Consider the following 21,803-nt stretch of genomic DNA (forward strand, 5'->3'; position numbering starts at 1 on the left):
GTCCAGCCTCCCACGGCCCGGTGTCGGAGGGTCGCCCTAGCCTGGAGGCGCCCGCCGCCCGGCGGCACCGGAGGGAGTCGCATGTACCTGGAGGCCGGCCGCGTGGTCACGAGCCCCACCGACCTCTCGAACTGGGCGGCCTGCGAGTGGGCGGTGCTGCGGCGCTTCGACGCGATGCTCGGCCGGTCCCCGCGGCTCGACCCGGTGGTCGACGCGATGCTCGATCGCACGGCGGTCCTCGGCGACGAGCACGAGCACCGCTTCCTCGACGAGCTGAAGCGCACGCACGAGGTCCTCGAGTTCGAGCGTCCCGAGCCCGCGGGCTACGCGGCGGCCGCCGACGCCGCTGTCGAGGCGATGCGCGCCGGAGTCGACGTGCTCTACCAGGCCGTCTTCTTCGACGGCGAGTTCCTCGGCTTCTCCGACTTCCTCCTCCGCACCGACGACGGCGCGTACGAGGTCTACGACACCAAGCTCGCGCGGCACGCCAAGATCCCGGCCCTGCTGCAGCTCGCGGCCTACGCCGAGCAGATGAGCGCCCGCGGCGTCCGGGTCGGCGAGCGGGTCCACTTGGTGCTGGGCGACGGCTCCGTCACCAGTCACGAGCTGGCCTCGATCGCGCCGGTGCAGCGCGTGCAGCGCGCGCGGCTGCGGTCCGTGCTCGCCGAGCGCCTCGCCGCCGCCGAGCCGCTCGCGTGGGGCGATGCGCGCTACCTCTCCTGCGGTCGCTGCCCGGTCTGCGCTCCCGAGGTGGCGGCGCACCGCGATCCGATCCTCGTCGCCGGCATGCGGCTCGACCAGCGGGCGAAGCTCGCCGCGGCCGGAGTGATGACCCTCGACGCCCTCGCCGAGCACGTCGGCGCTGTCCCCGGCCTCGGCGCCGGCACCCTCGACTCGCTGCGCGCGCAGGCGCGGCTGCAGGTGCTGTCCGAGTCCTCGTCCGTGCCCGCCGTCGAGCTGATCGACCCCTCCGTTCTCGCCGCCCTGCCCGCTCCCGATCCCGGCGATCTCTTCTTCGACTTCGAGGGCGATCCGCTGCACAGCGAGGACAACCGCGAGTGGGGCCTCGACTACCTCTTCGGCATGGTCGACGACCAGGAGGAGTTCACGGCGTTCTGGGCGCACGACCTCGCCGCCGAGCGGCGCGCGCTCGTCGACTTCCTCGCGTTCCTGCGCGAACGCCGGGCCCGGTACCCGCGGATGCACGTCTACCACTACGCCTCCTACGAGCGCACGCACCTGCTCTCGCTCGCCCTGCGGCACGGCGTCGGCGAGGAGGAGGTCGACCAGCTGCTGCGCGACGGCGTCCTCGTCGACCTCTATCCGGTGGTCCGGCGGGCGCTCCGGGTGGGCTCGCGCAGCTACTCGATCAAGAAGCTCGAGCCGCTCTACATGGGCTCGGAGGAGCGCGACGCGTCCGGAGTGACGAACGCGGCCGACAGCATCGACGTCTACGTGAAGGCGCGCGCCGCGTTCGCGGACGACCCCGTGAAGGGTCAGCGCGAGCTCGCCCTCGTGGCCGAGTACAACGCCTACGACTGCCGGTCGACCCTCCGGCTGCGCGACTGGCTGCTGTCGCTCGCGCCGCCCCGCGACGCGCCGCTGCCGCTCGTCGAGATCGACCTTCCCGTGCCGCGCGAGCCCGACCCCACCGCCGTCGCCCTGCTCGCGCAGGTCGAGGGCGTCGAGCCCTGGGAGCGGACGGCCGACCAGACCGCGCTCGCCCTGGCCGGCACCGCGATCGACTACCACCGCCGCGAGGCGAAGACCTTCTGGCAGGAGCACTTCGACCGCCTCCGCGAACCGCTCGACGAGTGGGCCGACACGCGCGACGTCGTGATGATCGACCGCGTCGAGGTCGTCCGCGACTGGTCCAAGCTCCCGAAGGCGCGGACGCAGTCGCGCGAGCTGCGGATCCTCGGCCGGCTCGCTCCCGGCAGCCGGCTCGGCACCGGCTCCTCGCCGTACCTCGTCTACGACGCGCCCCCGCCGCCCGGAGCGTCCTCGCCCGGCCCGGGGCTCCGCGGCGCGTCCGACCGCTCCGAGATCCTCGCGGTCGACGACGACGGAGAGCGCATCGTGCTTCTGCTCAAGGAGGGCCTGAAGGCGGGGGAGGACCCGCACGACGACGCGCCCGTCGCGCTCGCCCCCGCCCCGCCTCCGCGCGCGGCCCCGCAGCCCGAGGCCATCGCCGAGTGGGGCGGCGAGGTCCTCGACGCGCTGCCCGAGCTGCTGCCCGACCCCGCGCTCGACGTGCTGCGGCGCAGGCCCCCCGCCGCGGTCGCCCCGGTCGAGGGCGACGACGTCATCGGCGCCGTGGTCTCGACGCTCGTCGGCCTCGATCGGGCGACCCTCGCGGTGCAGGGCCCGCCCGGCACCGGCAAGACCTACGTCGGATCGCACGTGATCGCCCGGCTCGTGCGCGAGCACGGCTGGCGCGTCGGCGTGGTCGGCCAGTCCCACTCCGTCGTCGAGAACGTGCTGACGGCTGTCGTGGGGCGCGGAGTCGACCCGTCGCGGGTCGCGAAGGTGCCCAAGAAGGGCGCCTCGGCCGAGTCGCTCGCCGCGGCCGCGTGGGCTCCCGTCAGGAACGGCGCCGCCCTCGCGGCGGTGCTCCAGGAGGAGGGCGGCTGCGTCGTCGGCGGCACCGCGTGGACCTTCGCGAACGCCCAGACCGTGCCCCGTCGCTCCCTCGACCTGCTCGTCGTCGACGAGGCGGGTCAGTTCTCGCTCGCGCCGACCATCGCGAGCTCCGTCGCGGCGCAGCGGCTCCTGCTCCTCGGCGATCCGCAGCAGCTCCCGCAGGTCAGCCAGGGCTCGCACCCCGAGCCGGTGGACGAGTCGGCGCTCGGCTGGCTGGCCGACGGCCACGACGTGCTGCCCGCCGAGTACGGCTACTTCCTCGCGCAGACCTACCGGATGCACCCGGCCCTCGCCGCCGCCGTCTCCGAGCTCTCCTACGAGGGCGCCCTGGTGTCCCGGGCCCCCGCCGAGCGCCGCCTCGAGGGGGTGGCTCCGGGGCTGCACTCCGTCCCGGTCGTGCACGCCGGCGACACCACCTCCTCGCCCGACGAGGCGGGCCGCGTGGTCGAGATCGCACTGTCGATGATCGGCCGCACCTGGGTCGACGAGCACGGCGAGCGGAGTCTCTCCGCCGCCGACGTCATCGTGGTCGCGCCCTACAATGCGCAGGGCGGGCTGCTCCGCGCCGCGCTCGACGAGGCGGGCCTCGTCGAGACCGCGGTCGGCACCGTCGACCTGTTCCAGGGCCGGGAGGCGGTGGTCGCGATCGTGTCGCTCGCCGCGTCCTCGGGCGCCGACGTCCCGCGCGGCCTCGAGTTCCTCCTCCTGCCGAACCGGTTGAACGTCGCGATCTCGCGGGCGAAGTGGGCCGCGTACCTCGTGCACTCGCCCGCCCTCGCGGCCTCCCTGCCCACCTCGCTCACCGGGCTCGAGCGGCTGTCGCGCTTCATCCGCCTCCTCGAGAAGGACGTCGGCGTGGGGGAGTGACGGAATCAGTGGCCGGAAGGCGAGCGGAGCACCGTTCTCGATGGTTCCAGGCGTGGTGGGCGACGCGATCCGTCGCTACGGTAGGGGCATGAGAATCCTCCTGGTCGGTGCCGGCGGCGTCGGCGACGCCTTCGCCCGGATCGCCGCCCGCCGCACGTTCTTCGAGCAGATCATCGTCTGCGACTACGAGCTCGCCCGCGCCGAGCGCACCGTGGCGTGGATCGCCGACCGCCACGGCGTCGACGACCGCTTCGTCGCCGCCCGCATCGACGCCTCCGACGCCGAGAGCGTCGAGACGGTCGCGCGGGCGCACGGAGCGACGCACGTCATGAACGCCGTCGAGCCCAAGTTCGTCCCCACGATCTTCGCGGGCGCCCTCGCGGCCGGCGCCGACTACGTCGACATGGCGATGAGCCTCTCCCGCCCGCACCCCGACGAGCCGCACGCGAAGACCGGCGTCAAGCTCGGCGACGAGCAGTTCGAGGCGGCGGGGGAGTGGGAGTCGCGCGGCCGTCTCGCCCTCGTCGGCATGGGCGTCGAGCCCGGCCTGTCGGACGTCTTCGCCCGCTACGCCTCCGATCACCTCTTCGACCGGATCGACGAGCTGGGCGTGCGCGACGGCGCGAACCTCGTGGTCCGCGACGAGAGCGGCGCGGAGGTCTTCGCTCCGTCCTTCTCGATCTGGACGACCATCGAGGAGTGCCTGAACCCTCCGGTCGTCTTCGAGAAGGACCGCGGCTGGTTCACCACGCCGCCCTTCTCCGAGCCCGAGGTGTTCGAGTTCCCCGAGGGCATCGGCCCGGTCGAGTGCGTGAACGTGGAGCACGAGGAGGTGCTGCTGATGCCGCGCTGGCTCGACGCCGAGCGGGTCACCTTCAAGTACGGGCTCGGCGAGCAGTTCATCGGCGTCCTGCGCACACTCAACCTGCTCGGCCTCGACCGCACCGAGCCGATCCGCGTGCGGTCGGCCGAGGGCCCCGTGCTCGTCGCCCCGCGCGACGTGGTCGCCGCGGCGCTGCCCGACCCGGCCGGCATCGGCCCGCGCATGACCGGCAAGACCTGCGCCGGCCTGTGGGTCAGCGGCACGAAGGACGGCGCGCACCGCGAGGTGTACCTCTACCACGTGAGCGACAACGAGTGGACGATGACCGAGTACGGGGCGCAGTGCGTGGTGTGGCAGACCGCGCTGAACCCGGTCGTGGCCCTCGAGATGCTCGCCACGGGTGCCTGGACGGGAGCGGGAGTGCTCGGCCCGGAGGCGTTCGACGCGGCGCCGTTCCTCGAGCTGATGGCGAGGCCCGTCGAGGAGGGCGGCTACGGCCAGGCCTGGCACGTCCGCGAGGACACGCGAGCCTAGGCTGGTCGCATGAGCATCGACGACGGGCTCGCCTCGGCGAGGGACGACGCACGCGCGGCCCTGGAGGCCGCCCGAGCACTGCAGGCCGAGGCGGCGCGGGCGCTCGAGCGCGCCGAGGCCACCGCGGCGGCGCTGGGTGCGGTGTCGGGGCCGGAGGAGGCGAGCGCGGTCGTCGACGACGTGCGGCTGGTCGAGGCGGCGCAGGAGGATCCGGTCGCCGCGCCCGCGCCTCCGGCCCCGCTTTCCGAGTCCGCCGTCGACGCCGTCCGCGCCGGCTACGCCTTCGCAGGCCCCGTCCTCGAGCTCGGCGCCCTCGTCAACGGCGAGGCCCGCCCCGACGTCCCCGTCCGGCTCCCGCTCGGCATGCTCAACCGCCACGGCCTCGTCGTCGGCGCGACCGGCACCGGCAAGACCAAGACGCTGCAGGTCCTCGCCGAGCAGCTCTCCGCGGCCGGCGTCCCCGTCTTCGCCGCCGACATCAAGGGCGATCTCTCCGGCCTCGCGACGCCCGGCACCGGGAACGAGAAGCTCCTCGCCCGCACCCGCACCATCGGGCAGGACTGGCACGCGGAGGCGTCACCCGCCGAGTTCTTCGCGCTCGGCGGCATCGGCACGGGCGTCCCGGTGCGCGCGACCGTCACCGGCTTCGGGCCTCTGCTGCTCTCGAAGGTGCTCGGTCTGAACGCGACCCAGGAGTCGAGCCTGGGCCTCGTCTTCCACTACGCCGAGGGCGAGGGCCTCCCGCTCGTCGACCTCTCCGACCTCCGCGCCGTCCTCACCTATCTCGTCGGCGACGAGGGCAAGGGCGAGCTGGCCGAGCTGGGCGGCCTGTCCAAGGCCACCGCGGGCGTGATCCTCCGCGAACTGATCGCGTTCGCCGACCAGGGCGCCGACGTCTTCTTCGGCGAGCCCGAGATCGACACGGCCGAGTTCCTCCGCAGCACCGCCGACGGCCGCGGCGTGGTGAGCCTCCTCGAGGTGCCCGGAGTGGCGGACCGGCCGGCCCTCTTCTCGACGTTCCTGATGTGGCTGCTCGCCGACCTCTTCAACGACCTGCCCGAGGTGGGCGACCTCGAGCGCCCGAAGCTCGTCTTCTTCTTCGACGAGGCGCACCTGCTGTTCCGCGACGCCTCCAAGGACTTCCTCGCGGCGATCACGCAGACGGTGCGCCTCATCCGCTCGAAGGGCGTCGGCATCGTCTTCGTCACCCAGACGCCCAAGGACGTGCCGGGCGACGTCCTCGCCCAGCTCGGCTCGCGCATCCAGCACCAGCTCCGATCGCACACGCCCGACGACGCGAAGGCCCTGAGAGCCACCGTCTCGACCTACCCGGAGTCGGACTACGACCTCGGCGAGACCCTCCAGGCCCTGCCGATCGGCGAGGCGATCGTGACGGTGATGAACGAGCGCGGCGCTCCGACGCCCGTCGCCTGGACGCGGCTGCGCGCCCCACAGGGCTCCATGTCGCCGACACCGGAGTCGGAGCGCGAGGCGAGCGTGCAGCGCTCCCCGCTGCTCGCGCGCTACGGAACGCCGCTCGACCGCGACTCCGCCCGCGAGATCCTGACCCGCCGCCTCGACGCCGCAGCCGACGCGGAGGAGCAGCGCCGGGTCGCCGAGGAGCGCGCCGAAGAGGACGCCCGCCTCGCGAAGGAGCAGGCCCGCGCCGCGAAGGAGCGCGCCGCCGCCGACGCCCGCCTGCAGAAGGAACGCGCCGCCGCCGAGCGCCGCGCCGACGCCGCCGCCGAGCGCACCCGCCGCCGCACCGCCCCCACCACCCGCAGCAGCACCCCGCGCCGCGAGAAGGGCGTCGTCGAGCAGGTCCTCGGCTCCTCGGCGGGCAAGACCCTGCTCCGCGAAGTCGTCCGCGGCATCTTCGGCACCGCCCGCCGCCGCCGCTGACGCGGCCGCCGCCGCCGCTGACGGGGCCGTCTGCGGCGTTGTCGTCGGTCGCGATACCGCCGGTATCGCTCCCTCCTCCGCCTTGCAGCCGACCCCGTCAGCGGCGGCGGCCCTGCGGGCACCTTCCAGGAAGACGGGCGGCCCTGTGAGCGTCCTCTTGCCAGCCGGCGAAGCGGGCGCCGCTAACGTCTGCGTGTTAGCGTCACTACTCGTGACCGAGAGCCCGAGCACCCGAGACCGCATCCTCCGGGCGACCGCCGAGCTCCTGGCCGAGGGCGGCCGCGACGCCGTCTCGACGCGCGCCATCAGCTCCGCGGCCGGCGTGCAGGCGCCCACCATCTACCGCACCTTCGGCGATCTCCGCGGCCTCCTCGACTCGGTCGTCGCCGCGGCCGTCGCCGACGCCCTCGCCGACTTCGAGCGGAGCGACGCCCCGGCCGATCCCGTCGACGCCCTCCGCGCGGCCTGGGACCAGCACGTCGCGTTCGGGCTCGCGCAGCCGCACCTCTACGCCCTGATGTTCACCGCCCGGCCGGGAGAGGAGTCCGAGGCCGCTCGCCTCGCCGGCGGTGTCCTGCTCGCGCACGTGCGCGCTGTCGCCGAGGCCGGCCGCCTCACCGTCGACGTCGAGCACGCCGCCCGGCTCCTGCAGTCCGCGGCCCTCGGCTGCACGCTGACCCTGACTGCCGGGCGCGATTCCGACGACGACCTCTCCTCCCGGTCCCGCGAGGCGGTCCTGACGGCGATCACGACCTCGGAGGCGGGACCGACCGATCCCGCGGCCCGCGCCCTCGTCGCGCACGCGGTCGCCCTGCGCGCGGTGCTCGGCTCGGTCGACGCCCTGAGCGAGGCCGAGCGGATGCTGCTCGAGGAGTGGCTCGTCCGCATCGCCCGCTGACAGCGGACCCGCCGGAGAGCGGCGCACGGGTTAACGAAAACGGTGCCCGTGCTGGCGAGAGCAACGGACACCGTTCGCGGAGGATGGGGGATTCGAACCCCCGAGGGCTTTCACCCAACACGCTTTCCAAGCGTGCGCCATAGGCCACTAGGCGAATCCTCCAGGCGCGACCGTGATCGCGACCTCATGCACACTACACGGAACGGGCGCCCCCTGCAGACCACCGGGCGCTCCTGAGCCCCGCCGGATCGGGTTAGACTGTCTCCCGGCTCCCCGCGTGGCGCCATCCAGGCCAACTCCCCCAGGGCGGAAACGCAGCAAGGGTAACCGGGCTCTGGCGGGTGCGCGGGGGGTCTTCTTCCGTTAAACAGGACGCGTACCGCTCCTCCGCAGGCCGCACCTCGTGCACGCCCTCCCATCCTGAAGCGACTGCCCAGTCTCGACGCGGGCCCCGTCGGTAGGGTGGCTCCGATGGTCCAGAGCATCTACATCTCGTCCGCCGAAGGTCACTCCGGCAAGTCCACGGTCGCCCTCGGCGTCCTCGATGTGCTCAGCAGCCAGGTGCAGCGGGTGGGCGTCTTCCGCCCGATCGCGCGCTCCACCTCCGAGCCCGACTACGTGCTCGAGATGCTGCTCGGCCACTCCGATTCGGGTCTCGCCTACGAGGACTGCATCGGCGTCACCTACGAGGACGTGCACGCCGACGGCGAGGCCGCGCTGTCGCGGATCGTCGAGCGCTACAAGGGCGTCGAGGCGCGGTGCGACGCGGTCGTCATCCTCGGCTCCGACTACACCGACGTCGGCAGCCCCACCGAGCTGGGCTACAACGCCCGGATCGCGGCCAACCTGGGCGCCCCGGTGCTGCTGGTGCTGACCGGTCGCGACCCCTCCCGCAGCGAGCAGCTCGGCCAGGCGCCCGCGCGCACTCCCGAGGAGATGCGCCAGATCACCGAGCTCGCCTCAGTCGAGCTGCGCACCGCGCACGCCTCCCTCATCGGAGTGATCGCGAACCGCGCCGATCCCGAGACCGCACCGAACGCGGTCGCGGCGATCCGCGAGGTCCTGCCGGAAGGCGCCCCCGTCTGGGCGATCCCCGAGGATCCGTTCCTCGTCGCTCCCAGCGTCTCCCGTCTCGTCGAGGCGGTCGACGGCGTCGTCGTCGCGGGCGATCCCGAACTGCTCGGCCGTGAGGCGCTCGGCGTCGTCGTCGCCGGCATGTCGATGGTCAACGTGCTCCCGCGCCTGATGGAGGGCGGGGTCGTCATCGTCCCGGGCGACCGCCCCGAGGTCGTCCTCGCCGTGATCATGGCGCACGCCTCGGGCAACTTCCCGACGGTCTCGGCCATCATCCTCAACGGCGGCTTCGAGCTGCCGGAGCCGATCGTCCGGCTGATCGAGGGCGTCGACACGCGGCTCCCGATCGTCATGACCGAGCTCGGCACCTACGACACCGCGGTGCGCGTCACCGCGGCCCGCGGGCGCCTGGCGGCCGACTCGCCGCGCAAGCGCGACACCTCCCTCGCCCTGTTCCACCAGACGATCGACGCGGTCGAGCTGCTGACCCTCCTCGACGTCGGCCGCTCCGAGGTCGTCACGCCGCTCATGTTCGAGTACGGCCTGATCGAGCGGGCGCGCATCGCCGACCGGCACATCGTGCTCCCCGAGGGCGGCGACGACCGCATCCTCCGCGCCGCGGCGACCGTGCTGAAGCGCGGCATCGCCCGCCTGACGATCCTCGGCGAGGAGTCGGAGGTCCGCGGCCGCGCCGCCGGGCTCGGCCTCGACATCGACGGCGCCCGTGTCCTGAGCGTGCTCGACCCCGAGCACCGCGCCCGGTTCGCCGAGGAGTACGCCCGCATCCGCGCGCACAAGGGCATCACCTACGACCACGCGTTCGACACGGTCACCGACGTCTCGTACTTCGGCACGATGATGGTGCAGCTCGGCCTCGCCGACGGCATGGTCTCGGGAGCCGCGCACACGACGGCGCACACCATCCGTCCCGGCTTCGAGATCATCAAGACCAGCCCCGGCGTCTCGGTCGTCTCGAGCGTGTTCCTGATGGCGCTCGCCGACCGCGTCCTCGTCTACGGCGACTGCGCGGTGAACCCGGATCCGACCGAGGCGCAGCTCGCCGACATCGCGATCTCCTCGGCCGAGACCGCGCAGCAGTTCGGCATCGACCCGCGCATCGCGATGCTCTCCTACTCCACGGGCGAGAGCGGCGCAGGAGCCGACGTCGAGAAGGTGCGCGCCGCGACGGCGCTCGTGCGCGAGCGCCGCCCCGACCTGCTCGTCGAGGGCCCGATCCAGTACGACGCGGCAGCGGATGCGGCCGTCGCCGCCTCGAAGATGCCCGGCTCTCAGGTCGCCGGCCGTGCGACGGTGTTCATCTTCCCCGACCTCAACACGGGCAACAACACCTACAAGGCGGTCCAGCGCTCCGCCGGCGCCGTCGCCATCGGCCCGGTGCTCCAGGGTCTGCGCAAGCCCGTCAACGACCTCAGCCGCGGCGCCCTCGTCCAGGACATCGTCAACACCGTGGCGATCACGGCCATCCAGGCCGCGACGCAGGCGATCGTCCCGCCCACCTCCGCCATCCCCGTCGTGCGCTGACGCCACCCGCGTCGCCGCCTCCCCACCGACCCCGACCCCCAGGAGTCCTCTCATGTCCGTCGTCCTCGTCGTCAACAGCGGTTCGTCCTCGTTCAAGTACCAGCTCATCGAGATGACGACGGAGGAGACGCTCGCCAGCGGCCTCGTCGAGCGGATCGGCGAGGAGACCGGCCGCACGAAGCACTCGCACGACGGCGAGAGCGTCGAGATCGAGGGGCCGATCCCGGATCACACGGCAGGCTTCGACGCGATGATCCGCGCCTTCGAGGAGAACGGGCCGAGCCTGTCCGAGTTCCCGCCCGTCGCCGTGGGGCACCGCGTGGTGCACGGCGGCAAGCGCTTCTACGAGGCGACGGTCGTCACGGACCTCGTGAAGATCAACATCGAGGACCTCTCCGATCTCGCGCCCCTGCACAACCCGGCGAACCTCGAGGGCATCGAGGCGGCGCAGAAGGCGTTCCCGGACGTGCCGCACGTCGCCGTCTTCGACACGGCGTTCCACCACACCCTCCCGCCGGAGGCCTCGACCTACGCGATCCCGGCCGAGCTCGCCGACAAGCACCGCATCCGCCGCTACGGCTTCCACGGCACCTCGCACAAGTTCGTGTCCGAATCGGCCGCCGCCTACCTCGGTCGCCGCCGCTCCGACCTCAAGACGATCGTCCTGCACCTGGGCAACGGCGCGTCCGTCTGCGCGGTCGACGGAGGAGCCTCCGTCGAGACCTCGATGGGCATGACCCCGCTCGAGGGCCTCGTCATGGGCACACGCTCCGGAGACCTCGACCCCGCCGTCGTCTTCCACCTCGCCCGCAAGGCCGGGCTCTCGATCGACGAGCTCGACACGGTCCTCAACCGCCGCAGCGGACTGCTCGGCCTCTCCGGCCGCGGCGACATGCGCGACGTGCAGGAGGCGTCCGAGGCCGGCGACGAGAAGGCCGCCGCCGCCCTGGAGGTCTACTACCACCGCCTCCGCCACTACATCGGCGCCTACTACGCCCAGCTCGGCCGCGTCGACGCGATCGTCTTCACCGCCGGAGTCGGCGAGAACGTCCCCGCCGTCCGCGCCGGCGCGCTGCGCGGCCTCGAGGGCCTCGGCATCGAGCTCGACCCCGAGCGCAACGCCGCCCGCGACCGCGGCGCGCGCCGCATCTCGACCGACGACTCCCGCGTCGCGGTCCTCGTCATCCCCACCAACGAGGAGCTCGAGATCGCCCGGCAGTCCTTGTCGGTCGTCTAGCGGCTGCGCCGCTAGACGACCCGCGGTCGGCTTCCCGAGAGGGTCGCGTTCCCAGGAGCGGGGTGCGTCGGGCTGCCCGGAATCGCTCGCACGCGATTCCGGGTCGCGCCCTCTGAGCGGTGCGGCTGGTCGGTGGGGGACGGGGCTTCGCCCGTCCGCTCCCGGATGTCGGTCCTCACGCCCCGAAAAGGGACTCGTCGCCTCTGTGCTCGCCGCTCGCCGAGGCGCCGTGCGCAACGTCGGCCAGGAGTGCGCGTCAACCACGATGGTGGCCGAGGCCCGCTCCTGGCCGTCGTTGCGCACGGAACGTCCGACGCAGGAGGCGCCGGCAGCGTCGGATGCTCCCGGGTGGTCCTCAGAAGTAAGGAGCTGGGACGCGATCCCGCGATTCCCGCTCGGATCTGTCGCGATCAGCCTTCGTTCTGCAGGGCCGGCGGTCCGCAACCGAGGGCGCGGGCCGTCCAGGCGAACCGAGCGGCCTCCGCGAGCCCTCTCGACCTCCATTGCAGACGGAACGACGGATCCGACCCGCCGCAGAGCTGGACGAGCGGACGCGCCGCCCCTCACCTCTCCAGCACCCGCCCCTCACCCGAGTACACGTTGAACCCCGCCCCCCGACTGAACCCGATCAGCGTCAATCCGGCCCGCCGCGCGAGGTCCACCGCCAGCGACGACGGAGCCCCGACCGCCGCGAGCAGCGGGATCCCCGCCATCACGGCCTTCTGCACGAGCTCGAACGACGCGCGCCCCGACACCTGCAGCAGCGTTCCGCGCAGCGGGAGCCGCCCCTCCCGCAGGCCCCAGCCCACGACCTTGTCGACCGCGTTGTGCCGCCCCACGTCCTCGCGGAGGCACAGCAGCGCGCCGTCGGCGTCGAACAGCCCCGCCGCGTGCACCCCGCCGGTCCGCTCGAAGAGGCCTTGCGCCTCCCGCAGCCGGTCGGGCAGCGAGGCGAGCAGGGGGGTGGACGCCGTCACCGGGTCCTCGTCGACGGTCCACGCCGACTCCGTCGTCACCGCGTCCAGCGACGCGAGCCCGCAGACCCCGCACGAGCTGCTCGTGTACACCGAGCGCTCCCGCTCCAGGAGGAGCGACGCCCGCCCGTCGCGCACGGTCGCGTCGACCACGTTGTAGGTGTTCTCGCCCGGGCCCGCACCGCTCGCGCAGTAGCGCAGCGCCGCGAGCTGGTCGGTGGCGGTGAGGACCCCCTCCGACACCAGGAACCCGGCGACGAGGTCGAAGTCCTCGCCCGGGGTGCGCATGGTCACGCTGAACCGGCGGCCGCCTACGCGGATCTCGAGCGGCTCCTCGACCGCGAGCACGTCCTCCCGGCGACGGGTCGGCTCCGCGGCGCGCACGGCGGTCAGTCGGGTCCTCGCTGCGGCGCGGCTCATGGTGGTCTCCTCCTCGAGCGGTGCTGTCCATCCTCGCACCGGCTGCGCGGTGCCGGGCCGCCCCTCCGATCACCGGCTGAGCGACGTAGCATGCAGGGATGGTCGACGACGCCGCACCCCGAGAGAGCCCGATCGACGAGCGAGGCCTCACGGTCGGCGCCCGCAAGCACCGCGCGGTCGGGATCCCCGGAGTCGCGCACGCCCTGCAGATCTCGCTGAAGCAGATGGGGCCGCTCCGCAGCGCCGAGACCCTCCTCCGCGTGAACCAGAAGACGGGGTTCGACTGCCCCGGCTGCGCCTGGCCCGAGGCCGACAAGCGCCACGTCGCCGAGTTCTGCGAGAACGGAGCGAAGGCGGTGGCCGAGGAGGCGACGCTCCGCACCGTCACGCCGGCCTTCTTCGCGCAGCACCCGCTCGCCGAGCTCGAGACCTGGGACGACTTCGCGCTGGGCCAGCAGGGCCGTCTCACCGAGCCGATGCTGCTCGAGGAGGGCGCGACCCACTACCGCCCGATCGGCTGGGACGAGGCGCTCGACCTCGTCGCCGAGGAGCTGCGCGCGTGCGCCAGCCCCGACGAGGCGATCTTCTACACCTCCGGTCGCACCTCCAACGAGGCCGCCTTCGTCTACCAGCTGATGGTGCGCGGCTTCGGCACCAACAACCTGCCCGACTGCTCGAACATGTGCCACGAGTCCAGCGGATCCGCGCTGACCGAGACCATCGGCATCGGCAAGGGCTCGGTCAGCCTCCGCGACATCGAGCGGGCGCCGCTGATCATCGTCGCGGGGCAGAACCCGGGCACGAACCACCCGCGGATGCTCACCTCGCTCGAGCGCGCGAAGCGGGCCGGCAGCACGATCGTGGCGATCAATCCGCTGCCCGAGGCGGGGCTGCTCCGCTTCGACAACCCGCAGACCGTGCGCGGCACGATCGGCGGAGGCACCGCCCTCGCCGACCATTTCCTGCAGGTCCGCCTCGGCGGCGACCAGGCGCTGTTCCAGGGATTCGGCAAGGCGCTCCTCGACCTGGAGGAGTCGCGTGGCGGGGTCTTCGACCGCGCGTTCATCGAGCAGTCGACCGACGGGCTCGAGGCCTACCTCGACGAGCTGCGCGGTACCGCGTGGTCCGAGATCGAGCTCGGCAGCGGGATCGACGAGGCGCGGATCCGTGCGATCGCCGAGCTGATCGCGGCGTCCGAGGGCACGATCGTCTGCTGGGCGATGGGCCTGACCCAGCACCGCCACTCCGTCGCCACGCTCAAGGACGTCGTGAACGTGCTGCTGCTCACCGGCAGCATCGGCAAGCCCGGCGCGGGGGTCTGCCCGGTGCGCGGACACTCCAACGTGCAGGGCGACCGCACGATGGGCATCTTCGAGCGGATGCCGGACGTGTTCCACGACCGGCTCGACGCCGAGTTCTCGTTCTCGTCTCCGCGCGAGCACGGCACCGACACCGTCGCCGCCATCCGTGCGATGCGCGACGGGAAGGCGCGGGTCTTCATGGGACTCGGCGGCAACTTCGCGCGCGCGACTCCCGACACCGCCGTCACCGAGGCCGCGATGCGCTCGCTCGCCCTCACCGTCCACGTCTCGACGAAACTCAACCGCTCGCACGTCGTCACGGGCCGACGCGCCCTGATCCTCCCGACGCTCGGCCGCACCGACGCCGACGTGCGGGCGACGGGGGAGCAGCGCGTCACCGTCGAGGACTCGATGAGCGCCGTGCACGCGTCGCGCGGTCGCCTCGCTCCCCCGAGCGAGCACCTGCGCTCCGAGGTGGCGATCCTGACCGGGATCGCGGAGCGGCTCCTCGCCGGCCGCGAGAACGCGCCGGTCGCCGACTGGGCGGCCCTGCGCGAGGACTACCGCCTCATCCGCGGGCACATCGCCAACGTCGTCCCGGGCTTCGAGGACTTCGAGGAGCGGGTGAGCACTCCCGGCGGCTTCGTCCTCCCGCACCCGCCCCGCGACGAGCGCCGCTTCGAGACCGCGACCGGCCGGGCCCGCTTCACCGCGAATCCGCTCGAGTACCCGCGCGTTCCGGAGGGGCGCCTGCTGCTGCAGACCCTGCGCTCGCACGACCAGTTCAACACCACGATCTACGGCCGCGACGACCGCTACCGCGGCATCCACGGCGGGCGGCGCGTGGTCTTCGTGAACGCCTCCGACCTCGCCGCGCTCGGCATCGCCGACGGCGCGATGGTCGACCTCGTGTCGGAGTGGGAGGACGGCGTCGAGCGCCGCGCGCCGGAGTTCCGGACCGTCGCGTACGACACTCCGCGCGGGTGCGCCGCCGCCTACTACCCCGAGACCAACGTGCTGGTGCCGCTCGACTCGACGGCCAGGATCAGCGGGACACCGACCTCGAAGTCGGTCGTCGTGCGGCTCGAGCCGGTGGCCTGACCACTACCAGGGCAGCGGCAGCAACCGGACGGAGTCGCCGGCCTGCGCGCCGCCGGGCGGCACCACCGCGACGGCCTCCGAGGCCGCGAGCCCGGTGAGCATGTGCGAGCGGATGCCCGCCGCCGCCCGCCAGCCGCCCTCGCCCCGCGAGACGGGGACGAGCACGGTCGTCCCCGGTCTGCCGAGCGGCTCGCCCAGAGTCCCGGTACCGGGAGCCCGCGGCGTCGCTCCGGCGGCGGCGTCCAGCGCCGGAGGGAGGAACGACAGCGCGGCGAGCAGCGCCGCGAGCGGGTTCCCCGGCAGCGCGATCACGAGCGCACCTCCGGGCAGCACCGCGAGCATCGTCGGGTGGCCGGGACGCATGTCGACGCCGTCCACCAGCACCACGGCGCCGGCGAGGGTCAGCGCCCGTCGCACCGAGTCCGCCCGCGAGCGCCCGGTCCCGCCGGTCGTCACGCGGATCGGCGCCGAACCCGCCGAGAGCCGCGCGGCGATCGCGTGGTCGTCGTCGCCGAGCCGGTCGATCTCGCCGATCGCTCCTCCGGCGCCCTCGACGAACGAGGGGAGGAGCGGAGTGAACGCGTCGCGGACCCGGCCGGCCACGGGCGCCCCCTCGGTGTCGATCTCGTCGCCGGTGAGGAGGAGGTCCACGAGGCTCGGGCGGCGCACGCCGACGCGGTCGACGCCCGCGACCGCGAGCAGTGCGAGGTGCGCCGGAGTGAGGCGGGTCCCGGCGTCGACCAGCACGGTCCCGGCGGAGGCCTCGTCCCCGGCGCGGCGCACATGGCGCCCGTGCGGCAGGTCCGCGGCACTCGAGAGCACTCCGTCTCTCACGACGCCCTGCTCGGTGGGCACGACCGCGTCGCACCAGGCTGGCACGACGCCGCCCGTGACGATCGGAGCAGCGACCCCGTCGGCGAGCCGCCACGGACCAGCCCCGCGCACCGCCCAGCCGTCCATCGCCGACGAGTCGTAGTGGGGGAGCGGGCGGGTCGTCGCCACAGGCCCGGCGAGCACCGCTCCGCGGGCCGCGAGGAGCGGGACCTCGACGACGTCGCCGATGCCGACGGCCTCGGCGGCGCGCCGTCGGGCGTCGTCCCAGTCGGTCGCCTCGTGCCGGTGCGCGCTCATCCCCTCATTCTGGCCGGAGCCCGGGCGGGGCCCGCATCGCGCGGACCCCGCCCCTCGCTCAGCCGAGGTACCCGTTGGGGTTCAGCACGAACTTCTTGGCCGCTCCCTTGTCGAAGTCCGCGTATCCGCGCGGAGCCTCGTCGAGCGTGATCGCGGTGGCCTGCACCGCGTCGGCGATGTGCACCCGGTCGTGCAGGATCGCCATCATCAGCTGCCGGTTGTACTTCATCACCGGGCACTGACCCGTCGTGAAGGACAGCGACTTCGCCCAGCCCAGACCCAGCCGGATCGAGAGCGAGCCCTCCTTCGCCGCGTCGTCCACTCCGCCCGGGTCGCCCGTGACGTAGAGGCCGGGGATGCCGAGCGCGCCGCCCGCCGCCGTGATCGACATCAGCGAGTTCAGCACCGTCGCCGGCGCCTCCTGGTGCGAGTCGGGCCCGTTGCCGTGCGCCTCGAAGCCGACGGCGTCGACTCCGCAGTCGACCTCCGGCACGCCGAGGATCTGCTCGATCTGCCCGGCCGGGTCGCCCTTCGAGACGTCGACGGTCTCGCAGCCGAAGGAGCGCGCCTGGGCGAGCCGCTCCTCGTTGAGGTCGGCGACGATGACGACGGCCGCGCCCAGCAGCTGGGCTCCGACCGCCGCGGCGAGTCCGACCGGGCCCGCTCCCGCGACGTAGACCGTCGATCCGACGCCGACCCCGGCCGTCACCGCGCCGTGGAAGCCGGTGGGGAAGATGTCCGAGAGCATCGTGAGGTCGAGGATCTTCTCCAGCGCCTGGTCGCGGTCGGGGAACACGAGCAGGTTCCAGTCGGCGTAGGGCACCATCACGTACTCGGCCTGGCCGCCGACCCAGCCGCCCATGTCGACGTAGCCGTAGGCGCTGCCCGGTCGGTCCGGATTCACGTTCAGGCAGATGCCCGTCTTGCGCTCCTTGCAGTTGCGACAGCGGCCGCAGGCGATGTTGAAGGGCACCGAGACGATGTCGCCGACCTTCACGAACTCGACGTCCGGCCCGACCTCGACGACCTCGCCGGTGATCTCGTGACCGAGGACGAGGTCGGAAGGGGCGGTGGTGCGGCCGCGGACCATGTGCTGGTCCGATCCGCAGATGTTGGTCGAGACGGTGCGGAGGATCGCACCGTGCGGCAGCTTCCGGCCGATGTTGGCCGGGTTGACGCCCGGACCGTCCTTCAGCTCGAAGGTCGGGTAGTCGATGTCGATGACCTCGACGACTCCGGGGGACTTGTAGGCGACGGCTCTGTTGCCCGACATGGGTGCTCCTTCAGCGCAGCGACCGCGGAGCGCTCGCCCCGCGGGAGCCCTGGCGCCGCGCGGTGATCCGGCCGCGGCGTCGGGGCTCGATCGCACCGTACGCCCGCAGTCTGGAGCGGGATCGAGCCTCGGGGAGTACCGTGTCAGGAGTCGTGCGCGCGGCCGCGGATCGCTTCGCGCGACGCCGTCACGACCGCCTCGAGGGCCTCCGCCCCGCCGCCCTGCAGACCCGCCGCGTACCCCGCGAGGAACGTCGTCAGAGGAGCAGCCGGCCGCACCACCCCGTGCGCCGCGTCGCCCGCCAGCGCGAGCAGCGCGTCGCGGCCGATCGGCACCTCGCCGAGCCCGAGAGCGGCGCACAGCTCGTCCCACCAGTCCGCCAGCAGCGCGTCGGTGGAGTCGGCGGGAGGGGCGGCGCTCGTGTCGGTCATCCGCTCATTCTCCGCCGAGGGGGCGCGGGACGTCGATGCCGTGGCTCCTGGCGTCCTCGGGATCGTCGATGTCGTCGGCGGATCCTGCGGGCACCTCGACGAGGGCGACCTCCCGGTCGGCGAGCAGGGCGCGGACCGACGCGCCGTCGGCCGCGCCGAGCCGCCGGAGCGCCGAGACGAGCGAGGCGCGCCGGTGCACCCCGAGCAGCTGTTGGGATCGGCCGCCGGCGTCGAGGGCCAGGACGGAGTACGCGTCGCTGCCCGCCGCCTCCTCGATCAGCCGCCCGACGGCCGCCGACGGCGCGACGAGGTCCGCGGCGAGGACGAGCACCCACTCCGGGGAGTCCGGACGCTCGAGCAGGGGCAGCGCGGCGGCCAGGCCCGCGACCGGTCCGCCGAAAGGCGGCTCCTCCTGCACGAGCACGGTGCTCCCCGTCGCCGAGCGGAGCGATCCGGGTCCCGCCACGACGATCCGCTCGGCACCGTCGACCGCCGCGAGCGCGGTGGCCAGGAGCGTCGTGCCGCGGTGCACGAGGAGCGGCTTGGCTGCGCCGTCGAGGCGGCGCGCGCGCCCTCCGGCGAGCACGACGGCGTCGAAGCGGAGGAGGGGGGCGGGGTCCGTCACGGTCCGAGGCTACGCGGGGCCCGGGCTCGGGCGACCCGACTCCGGTGTCGGAGGTCGCGGCTACTCTGTACGGGTGGTAGCAGCCCTGTATCGCCGGTACCGGCCCGAGACGTTCGCCGAGATGATCGGCCAGTCGCAGGTGACCGATCCGCTCATGACGGCCCTGCGCACCAACCGCGTGAACCACGCCTACCTCTTCAGCGGTCCGCGCGGCTGCGGCAAGACCACGTCCGCGCGCATCCTCGCCCGCTGCCTGAACTGCGCCCAGGGCCCGACGGACACCCCGTGCGGCGTCTGCGACAGCTGCGTCGAGCTCAGCCGCGAGGGCCAGGGGTCGCTCGACGTCGTCGAGATCGACGCCGCGAGCCACAACGGAGTCGACGACGCGCGCGACATCCGCGAGCGCGCCGTGTTCGCCCCCGCCCGCGATCGCTTCAAGATCTTCATCCTCGACGAGGCGCACATGGTCACGCCGCAGGGCTTCAACGCGCTGCTCAAGATCGTCGAGGAGCCGCCGGAGCACGTGAAGTTCATCTTCGCGACGACCGAGCCCGACAAGGTCATCGGCACCATCCGCTCGCGGACCCACCACTACCCCTTCCGCCTCGTGCCGCCGGCGCAGATGCTCGACTACACGCAGGAGCTCTGCGAGCGCGAGGGCGTCGGAGTCGCGGCGGGCGTCCTGCCCCTCGTGGTCCGCGCGGGAGGCGGCTCGGTCCGAGACACGCTGTCCCTGCTCGATCAGCTGATGGCCGGGTCCGAGGACAGCACCGTCGAGTACGAGCGCGCCGTCGCGCTGCTCGGCTACACCCACGGCGCCCTCCTCGACGAGGTGATCGACGCGCTCGCCGAGCACGACTCCGCCGAGGCGTTCGGAGCGGTCGACCGCGTCATCCAGACCGGTCAGGACCCGCGGCGCTTCGTCGACGACCTCCTCGAGCGGCTCCGCGACCTGATCGTCGTGGCCGCCACCGGAGCCGCGGCCGCCGCGGTGCTGCGCGGCGTCTCGCAGGACGAGCTCGACCGCATGGCGGGCCAGGCCCGCGCGCTCGGCCTCGCCGAGCTCTCCCGCATCGCCGACCTCGTCAACGACGCCCTCACCGAGATGACCGGAGCCACGTCCCCGCGCCTGCACCTCGAGCTGATGATCGCGCGCGCCCTGGTCCTGAGCGGCGCGCCCTCGGCCGCCGGCGCCCCGCGCGAGGCACCCGTTCGTGCCGAGGCCCCCCGTGCCGAGGTCCCCCGCGCGGCCGACGAGCCGCGCGATCGCGCTCCGGCCGCCCCGGCTCCGATCGCGCCCGCGCACCGCATCGAGCGCCCCGCCGCCGTGATCGCCACCGCCGTGCCGGTCGAGGAGGTGCCGGTCGAGACCGTCCCCGTCGCCGCTCCGGCGGCGTCCGGTCCCGACGCCGTCCCCGCGAGCCCGGTCCCGGCGCCGTCCGCCCCCGCACCCTCCGCACCCGCGCCGTCCGCCGCCGAGGAGGGCCCGATCACCCTGCAGCGGATGAAGGACAGCTGGCCCGAGATCCTCGAGGTCGTGCAGAAGGCGAAGATGACGGCGTGGCTCGTCGCCTACACCGCGCAGGTGCGCGCCCTGAAGGACGACGTCCTCACCCTCTCCTTCCCGAGCCAGAACGACGTCGACTCGTTCAAGATGGCCGGAACGGCGGGGCAGCCCGGAGTCAGCGAGCACCTCCGCCAGGCCATCCAGCAGGTGCTCGGCCTCCGCGTGAAGTACATCGCCCGCGTCGAGCCGTCGGCCGCCGCTCCCGAGACGGTCCGCGCGGCCGCGGAGGCGCCGCCCGCACCTCCGGCCGCCGCCCGCGCCGCCGCGGCGCCGTCCGCGGCGACGGGATCCGACGGCTGGGCCACCGTGGCGATCCCCGCCGACCCGGTCGCTCCCGTCGTCGAAGGCGAATCGGTGCCCACCCCCGCGGCGGCCCCGAGTGCCCCCGCGCCGCAGCGCGCCGCCGAGCCCCCGGTCGTCCGCAGCGCCCCCGCCGAGGACGCTCCCCCCTTCGACGAGGAGCCGCCGGAGGAGGACATGCCTCCGGTCGAGCCTCCGATGCCCGACTCCTGGGCCGTCGTCGCCCCTCCCGGCGAACCCGCTCCAGCGGCCGTCCCCGAGCCCGTCCGCGCACCCGCCGCGGCCCCCGAGCGTCGGGAGCCGCCCGCGCGCCCGGTGACGCGGACCACCCGCTCGGCCACGGCCGACGGCCGCCAGCGCTACGGCGAGGCCGTCGTGCGCGAGATCCTCGGCGCCCAGTTCATCGAGGAGCAGCCCCACGTGCCGCGCGGTCCCCGCGTGAGCGGCGCATGATCCTCGCGCCGCCCCGTCCCGCCCGTTCCCCCCGCCCCGCCCGCCCCGACAGAGAGGAGGCGACCGCATGTACGAAGGCATCGTCCAGGAGCTGATCGACGAGCTCGGCCGCCTCCCCGGCATCGGCCCGAAGTCCGCCCAGCGCATCGCGTTCCACATCCTGCAGACCGAGACCTTCGACGTCACCCGCCTCGCCGAGATCCTGCTCGAGCTGCGCGGCCGCGTGCACTTCTGCGACATCTGCGGCAACGTGGCCGAGGAGGCGACCTGCGGCATCTGCCGCGACCCGCGTCGCAGCCGCACGGTCATCTGCGTGGTCGAGGAGGCGAAGGACGTCCCCGCCATCGAGCGCACGCGCGAGTTCCGCGGCCTGTACCACGTGCTCGGCGGAGCGATCAGCCCGATCGACGGCATCGGCCCGGACCAGCTCCGCATCCGGCAGCTCCTGCAGCGTCTCGCCGACGGCGAGGTGCAGGAGGTCATCATCGCGACCGACCCGAACCTCGAGGGCGAGGCGACCGCGACCTACCTCTCGCGCATGCTCAGCACGCTCGGCATCCGGATCACCCGGCTCGCCTCCGGCCTGCCAGTCGGCGGCGATCTCGAGTACGCCGACGAGATCACCCTCGGCCGCGCCTTCGAGGGCCGCCGCCTCGTCGAGAACTGACGCAGGAGGGGACGAGCCCGCCGGCCCGAAACATGGCCCC

General features: G+C 73.5%; 14 protein-coding genes, 1 tRNA gene and 1 other RNA gene. 10 read left to right on the plus strand and 6 right to left on the minus strand.

Translation table 11 applies throughout. The features are described 5' to 3' along the window. Positions 1 to 81: 81 nt before the first annotated feature. From LRG51_RS16200 to LRG51_RS16215, 4 genes are all read left to right on the plus strand, one after another. A complete protein-coding gene (locus tag LRG51_RS16200) occupies positions 82 to 3,510 on the plus strand; it encodes a TM0106 family RecB-like putative nuclease (protein ID WP_230673658.1) in 3,429 nt (1,142 codons plus the stop codon). Between the two features lie 88 nt (positions 3,511 to 3,598). Then, entirely contained in the window at positions 3,599 to 4,867 is a 1,269-nt protein-coding gene (locus tag LRG51_RS16205; protein ID WP_230673660.1) for a saccharopine dehydrogenase family protein, read from the plus strand. 9 nt (positions 4,868 to 4,876) lie between these two features. Continuing rightward, entirely contained in the window at positions 4,877 to 6,769 is a 1,893-nt protein-coding gene (locus LRG51_RS16210) for a helicase HerA-like domain-containing protein (RefSeq protein ID WP_230673662.1), read from the plus strand. Between the two features lie 211 nt (positions 6,770 to 6,980). After that, complete coding sequence (locus LRG51_RS16215; protein WP_107575622.1) at positions 6,981 to 7,667, plus strand: TetR/AcrR family transcriptional regulator; 687 nt, start codon at positions 6,981 to 6,983, stop codon at positions 7,665 to 7,667. A gap of 77 nt (positions 7,668 to 7,744) precedes the next feature. Here the strand turns inward: LRG51_RS16215 and LRG51_RS16220 are convergent. After that, positions 7,745 to 7,829, minus strand: a tRNA-Ser gene (locus LRG51_RS16220). A 102-nt stretch (positions 7,830 to 7,931) separates the two neighbouring features. On the opposite strand from LRG51_RS16220, the gene ffs reads away from it, so the two are divergent. The 3 genes from ffs (at position 7,932) to LRG51_RS16235 (ending at position 11,520) form a co-directional block, all read left to right on the plus strand. Then, positions 7,932 to 8,028: signal recognition particle sRNA small type (ffs, locus tag LRG51_RS16225), an RNA gene on the plus strand. Between the two features lie 110 nt (positions 8,029 to 8,138). After that, the gene (pta, locus tag LRG51_RS16230; protein WP_230673663.1) at positions 8,139 to 10,283 is read left to right on the plus strand and encodes a phosphate acetyltransferase; all 2,145 of its coding nucleotides are present in this window, start codon (positions 8,139 to 8,141) and stop codon (positions 10,281 to 10,283) included. 52 nt (positions 10,284 to 10,335) lie between these two features. Further along, on the plus strand, positions 10,336 to 11,520 hold the full coding sequence (locus tag LRG51_RS16235) for an acetate/propionate family kinase (protein ID WP_230673665.1): 1,185 nt from the start codon (positions 10,336 to 10,338) through the stop codon (positions 11,518 to 11,520). Between the two features lie 563 nt (positions 11,521 to 12,083). Here LRG51_RS16235 and fdhD read toward each other — a convergent pair. Continuing rightward, positions 12,084 to 12,914: a formate dehydrogenase accessory sulfurtransferase FdhD gene (fdhD, locus tag LRG51_RS16240; protein ID WP_230673667.1), complete on the minus strand. Its 831-nt coding sequence runs from the start codon at positions 12,912 to 12,914 to the stop codon at positions 12,084 to 12,086. Between the two features lie 98 nt (positions 12,915 to 13,012). On the opposite strand from fdhD, the gene LRG51_RS16245 reads away from it, so the two are divergent. Beyond that, positions 13,013 to 15,316 carry an FdhF/YdeP family oxidoreductase gene (locus LRG51_RS16245; RefSeq protein ID WP_230673669.1) on the plus strand — a complete coding sequence of 768 codons (2,304 nt, stop codon included), beginning with the start codon at positions 13,013 to 13,015 and terminating at the stop codon, positions 15,314 to 15,316. Positions 15,317 to 15,319: 3 nt separating this feature from the next. Here LRG51_RS16245 and LRG51_RS16250 read toward each other — a convergent pair whose 3' ends face one another. The 4 genes from LRG51_RS16250 to mobA all read right to left on the minus strand — a co-directional run bounded on the left by LRG51_RS16250 (position 15,320) and on the right by mobA (position 18,776). Then, a complete protein-coding gene (locus LRG51_RS16250) occupies positions 15,320 to 16,447 on the minus strand; it encodes a molybdopterin molybdotransferase MoeA (RefSeq protein WP_230673671.1) in 1,128 nt (375 codons plus the stop codon). 58 nt (positions 16,448 to 16,505) lie between these two features. Further along, positions 16,506 to 17,720 (minus strand): formaldehyde dehydrogenase, glutathione-independent, encoded by a 1,215-nt coding sequence (fdhA, locus tag LRG51_RS16255; RefSeq protein WP_055791222.1) that lies wholly within the window; start codon positions 17,718 to 17,720, stop codon positions 16,506 to 16,508. Between the two features lie 143 nt (positions 17,721 to 17,863). Beyond that, on the minus strand, positions 17,864 to 18,151 hold the full coding sequence (locus LRG51_RS16260) for a DUF6457 domain-containing protein (RefSeq protein ID WP_230673673.1): 288 nt from the start codon (positions 18,149 to 18,151) through the stop codon (positions 17,864 to 17,866). Positions 18,152 to 18,155: 4 nt separating this feature from the next. Next, positions 18,156 to 18,776: a molybdenum cofactor guanylyltransferase gene (gene mobA, locus LRG51_RS16265; protein WP_230673675.1), complete on the minus strand. Its 621-nt coding sequence runs from the start codon at positions 18,774 to 18,776 to the stop codon at positions 18,156 to 18,158. Positions 18,777 to 18,849: 73 nt separating this feature from the next. Here mobA and LRG51_RS16270 point away from each other — a divergent pair, with 73 nt between their 5' ends. Together LRG51_RS16270 and recR are read left to right on the plus strand one after the other, a co-directional pair. Then, a complete protein-coding gene (locus tag LRG51_RS16270) occupies positions 18,850 to 21,096 on the plus strand; it encodes a DNA polymerase III subunit gamma and tau (RefSeq protein WP_230673677.1) in 2,247 nt (748 codons plus the stop codon). A 67-nt stretch (positions 21,097 to 21,163) separates the two neighbouring features. Then, positions 21,164 to 21,763 carry a recombination mediator RecR gene (gene recR / locus LRG51_RS16275; RefSeq protein WP_055791233.1) on the plus strand — a complete coding sequence of 200 codons (600 nt, stop codon included), beginning with the start codon at positions 21,164 to 21,166 and terminating at the stop codon, positions 21,761 to 21,763. Positions 21,764 to 21,803 lie beyond the last annotated feature (40 nt).

The organism is Rathayibacter sp. Leaf248, assembly GCF_920939495.1.
GTDB lineage: Bacteria > Actinomycetota > Actinomycetes > Actinomycetales > Microbacteriaceae > Rathayibacter > Rathayibacter caricis.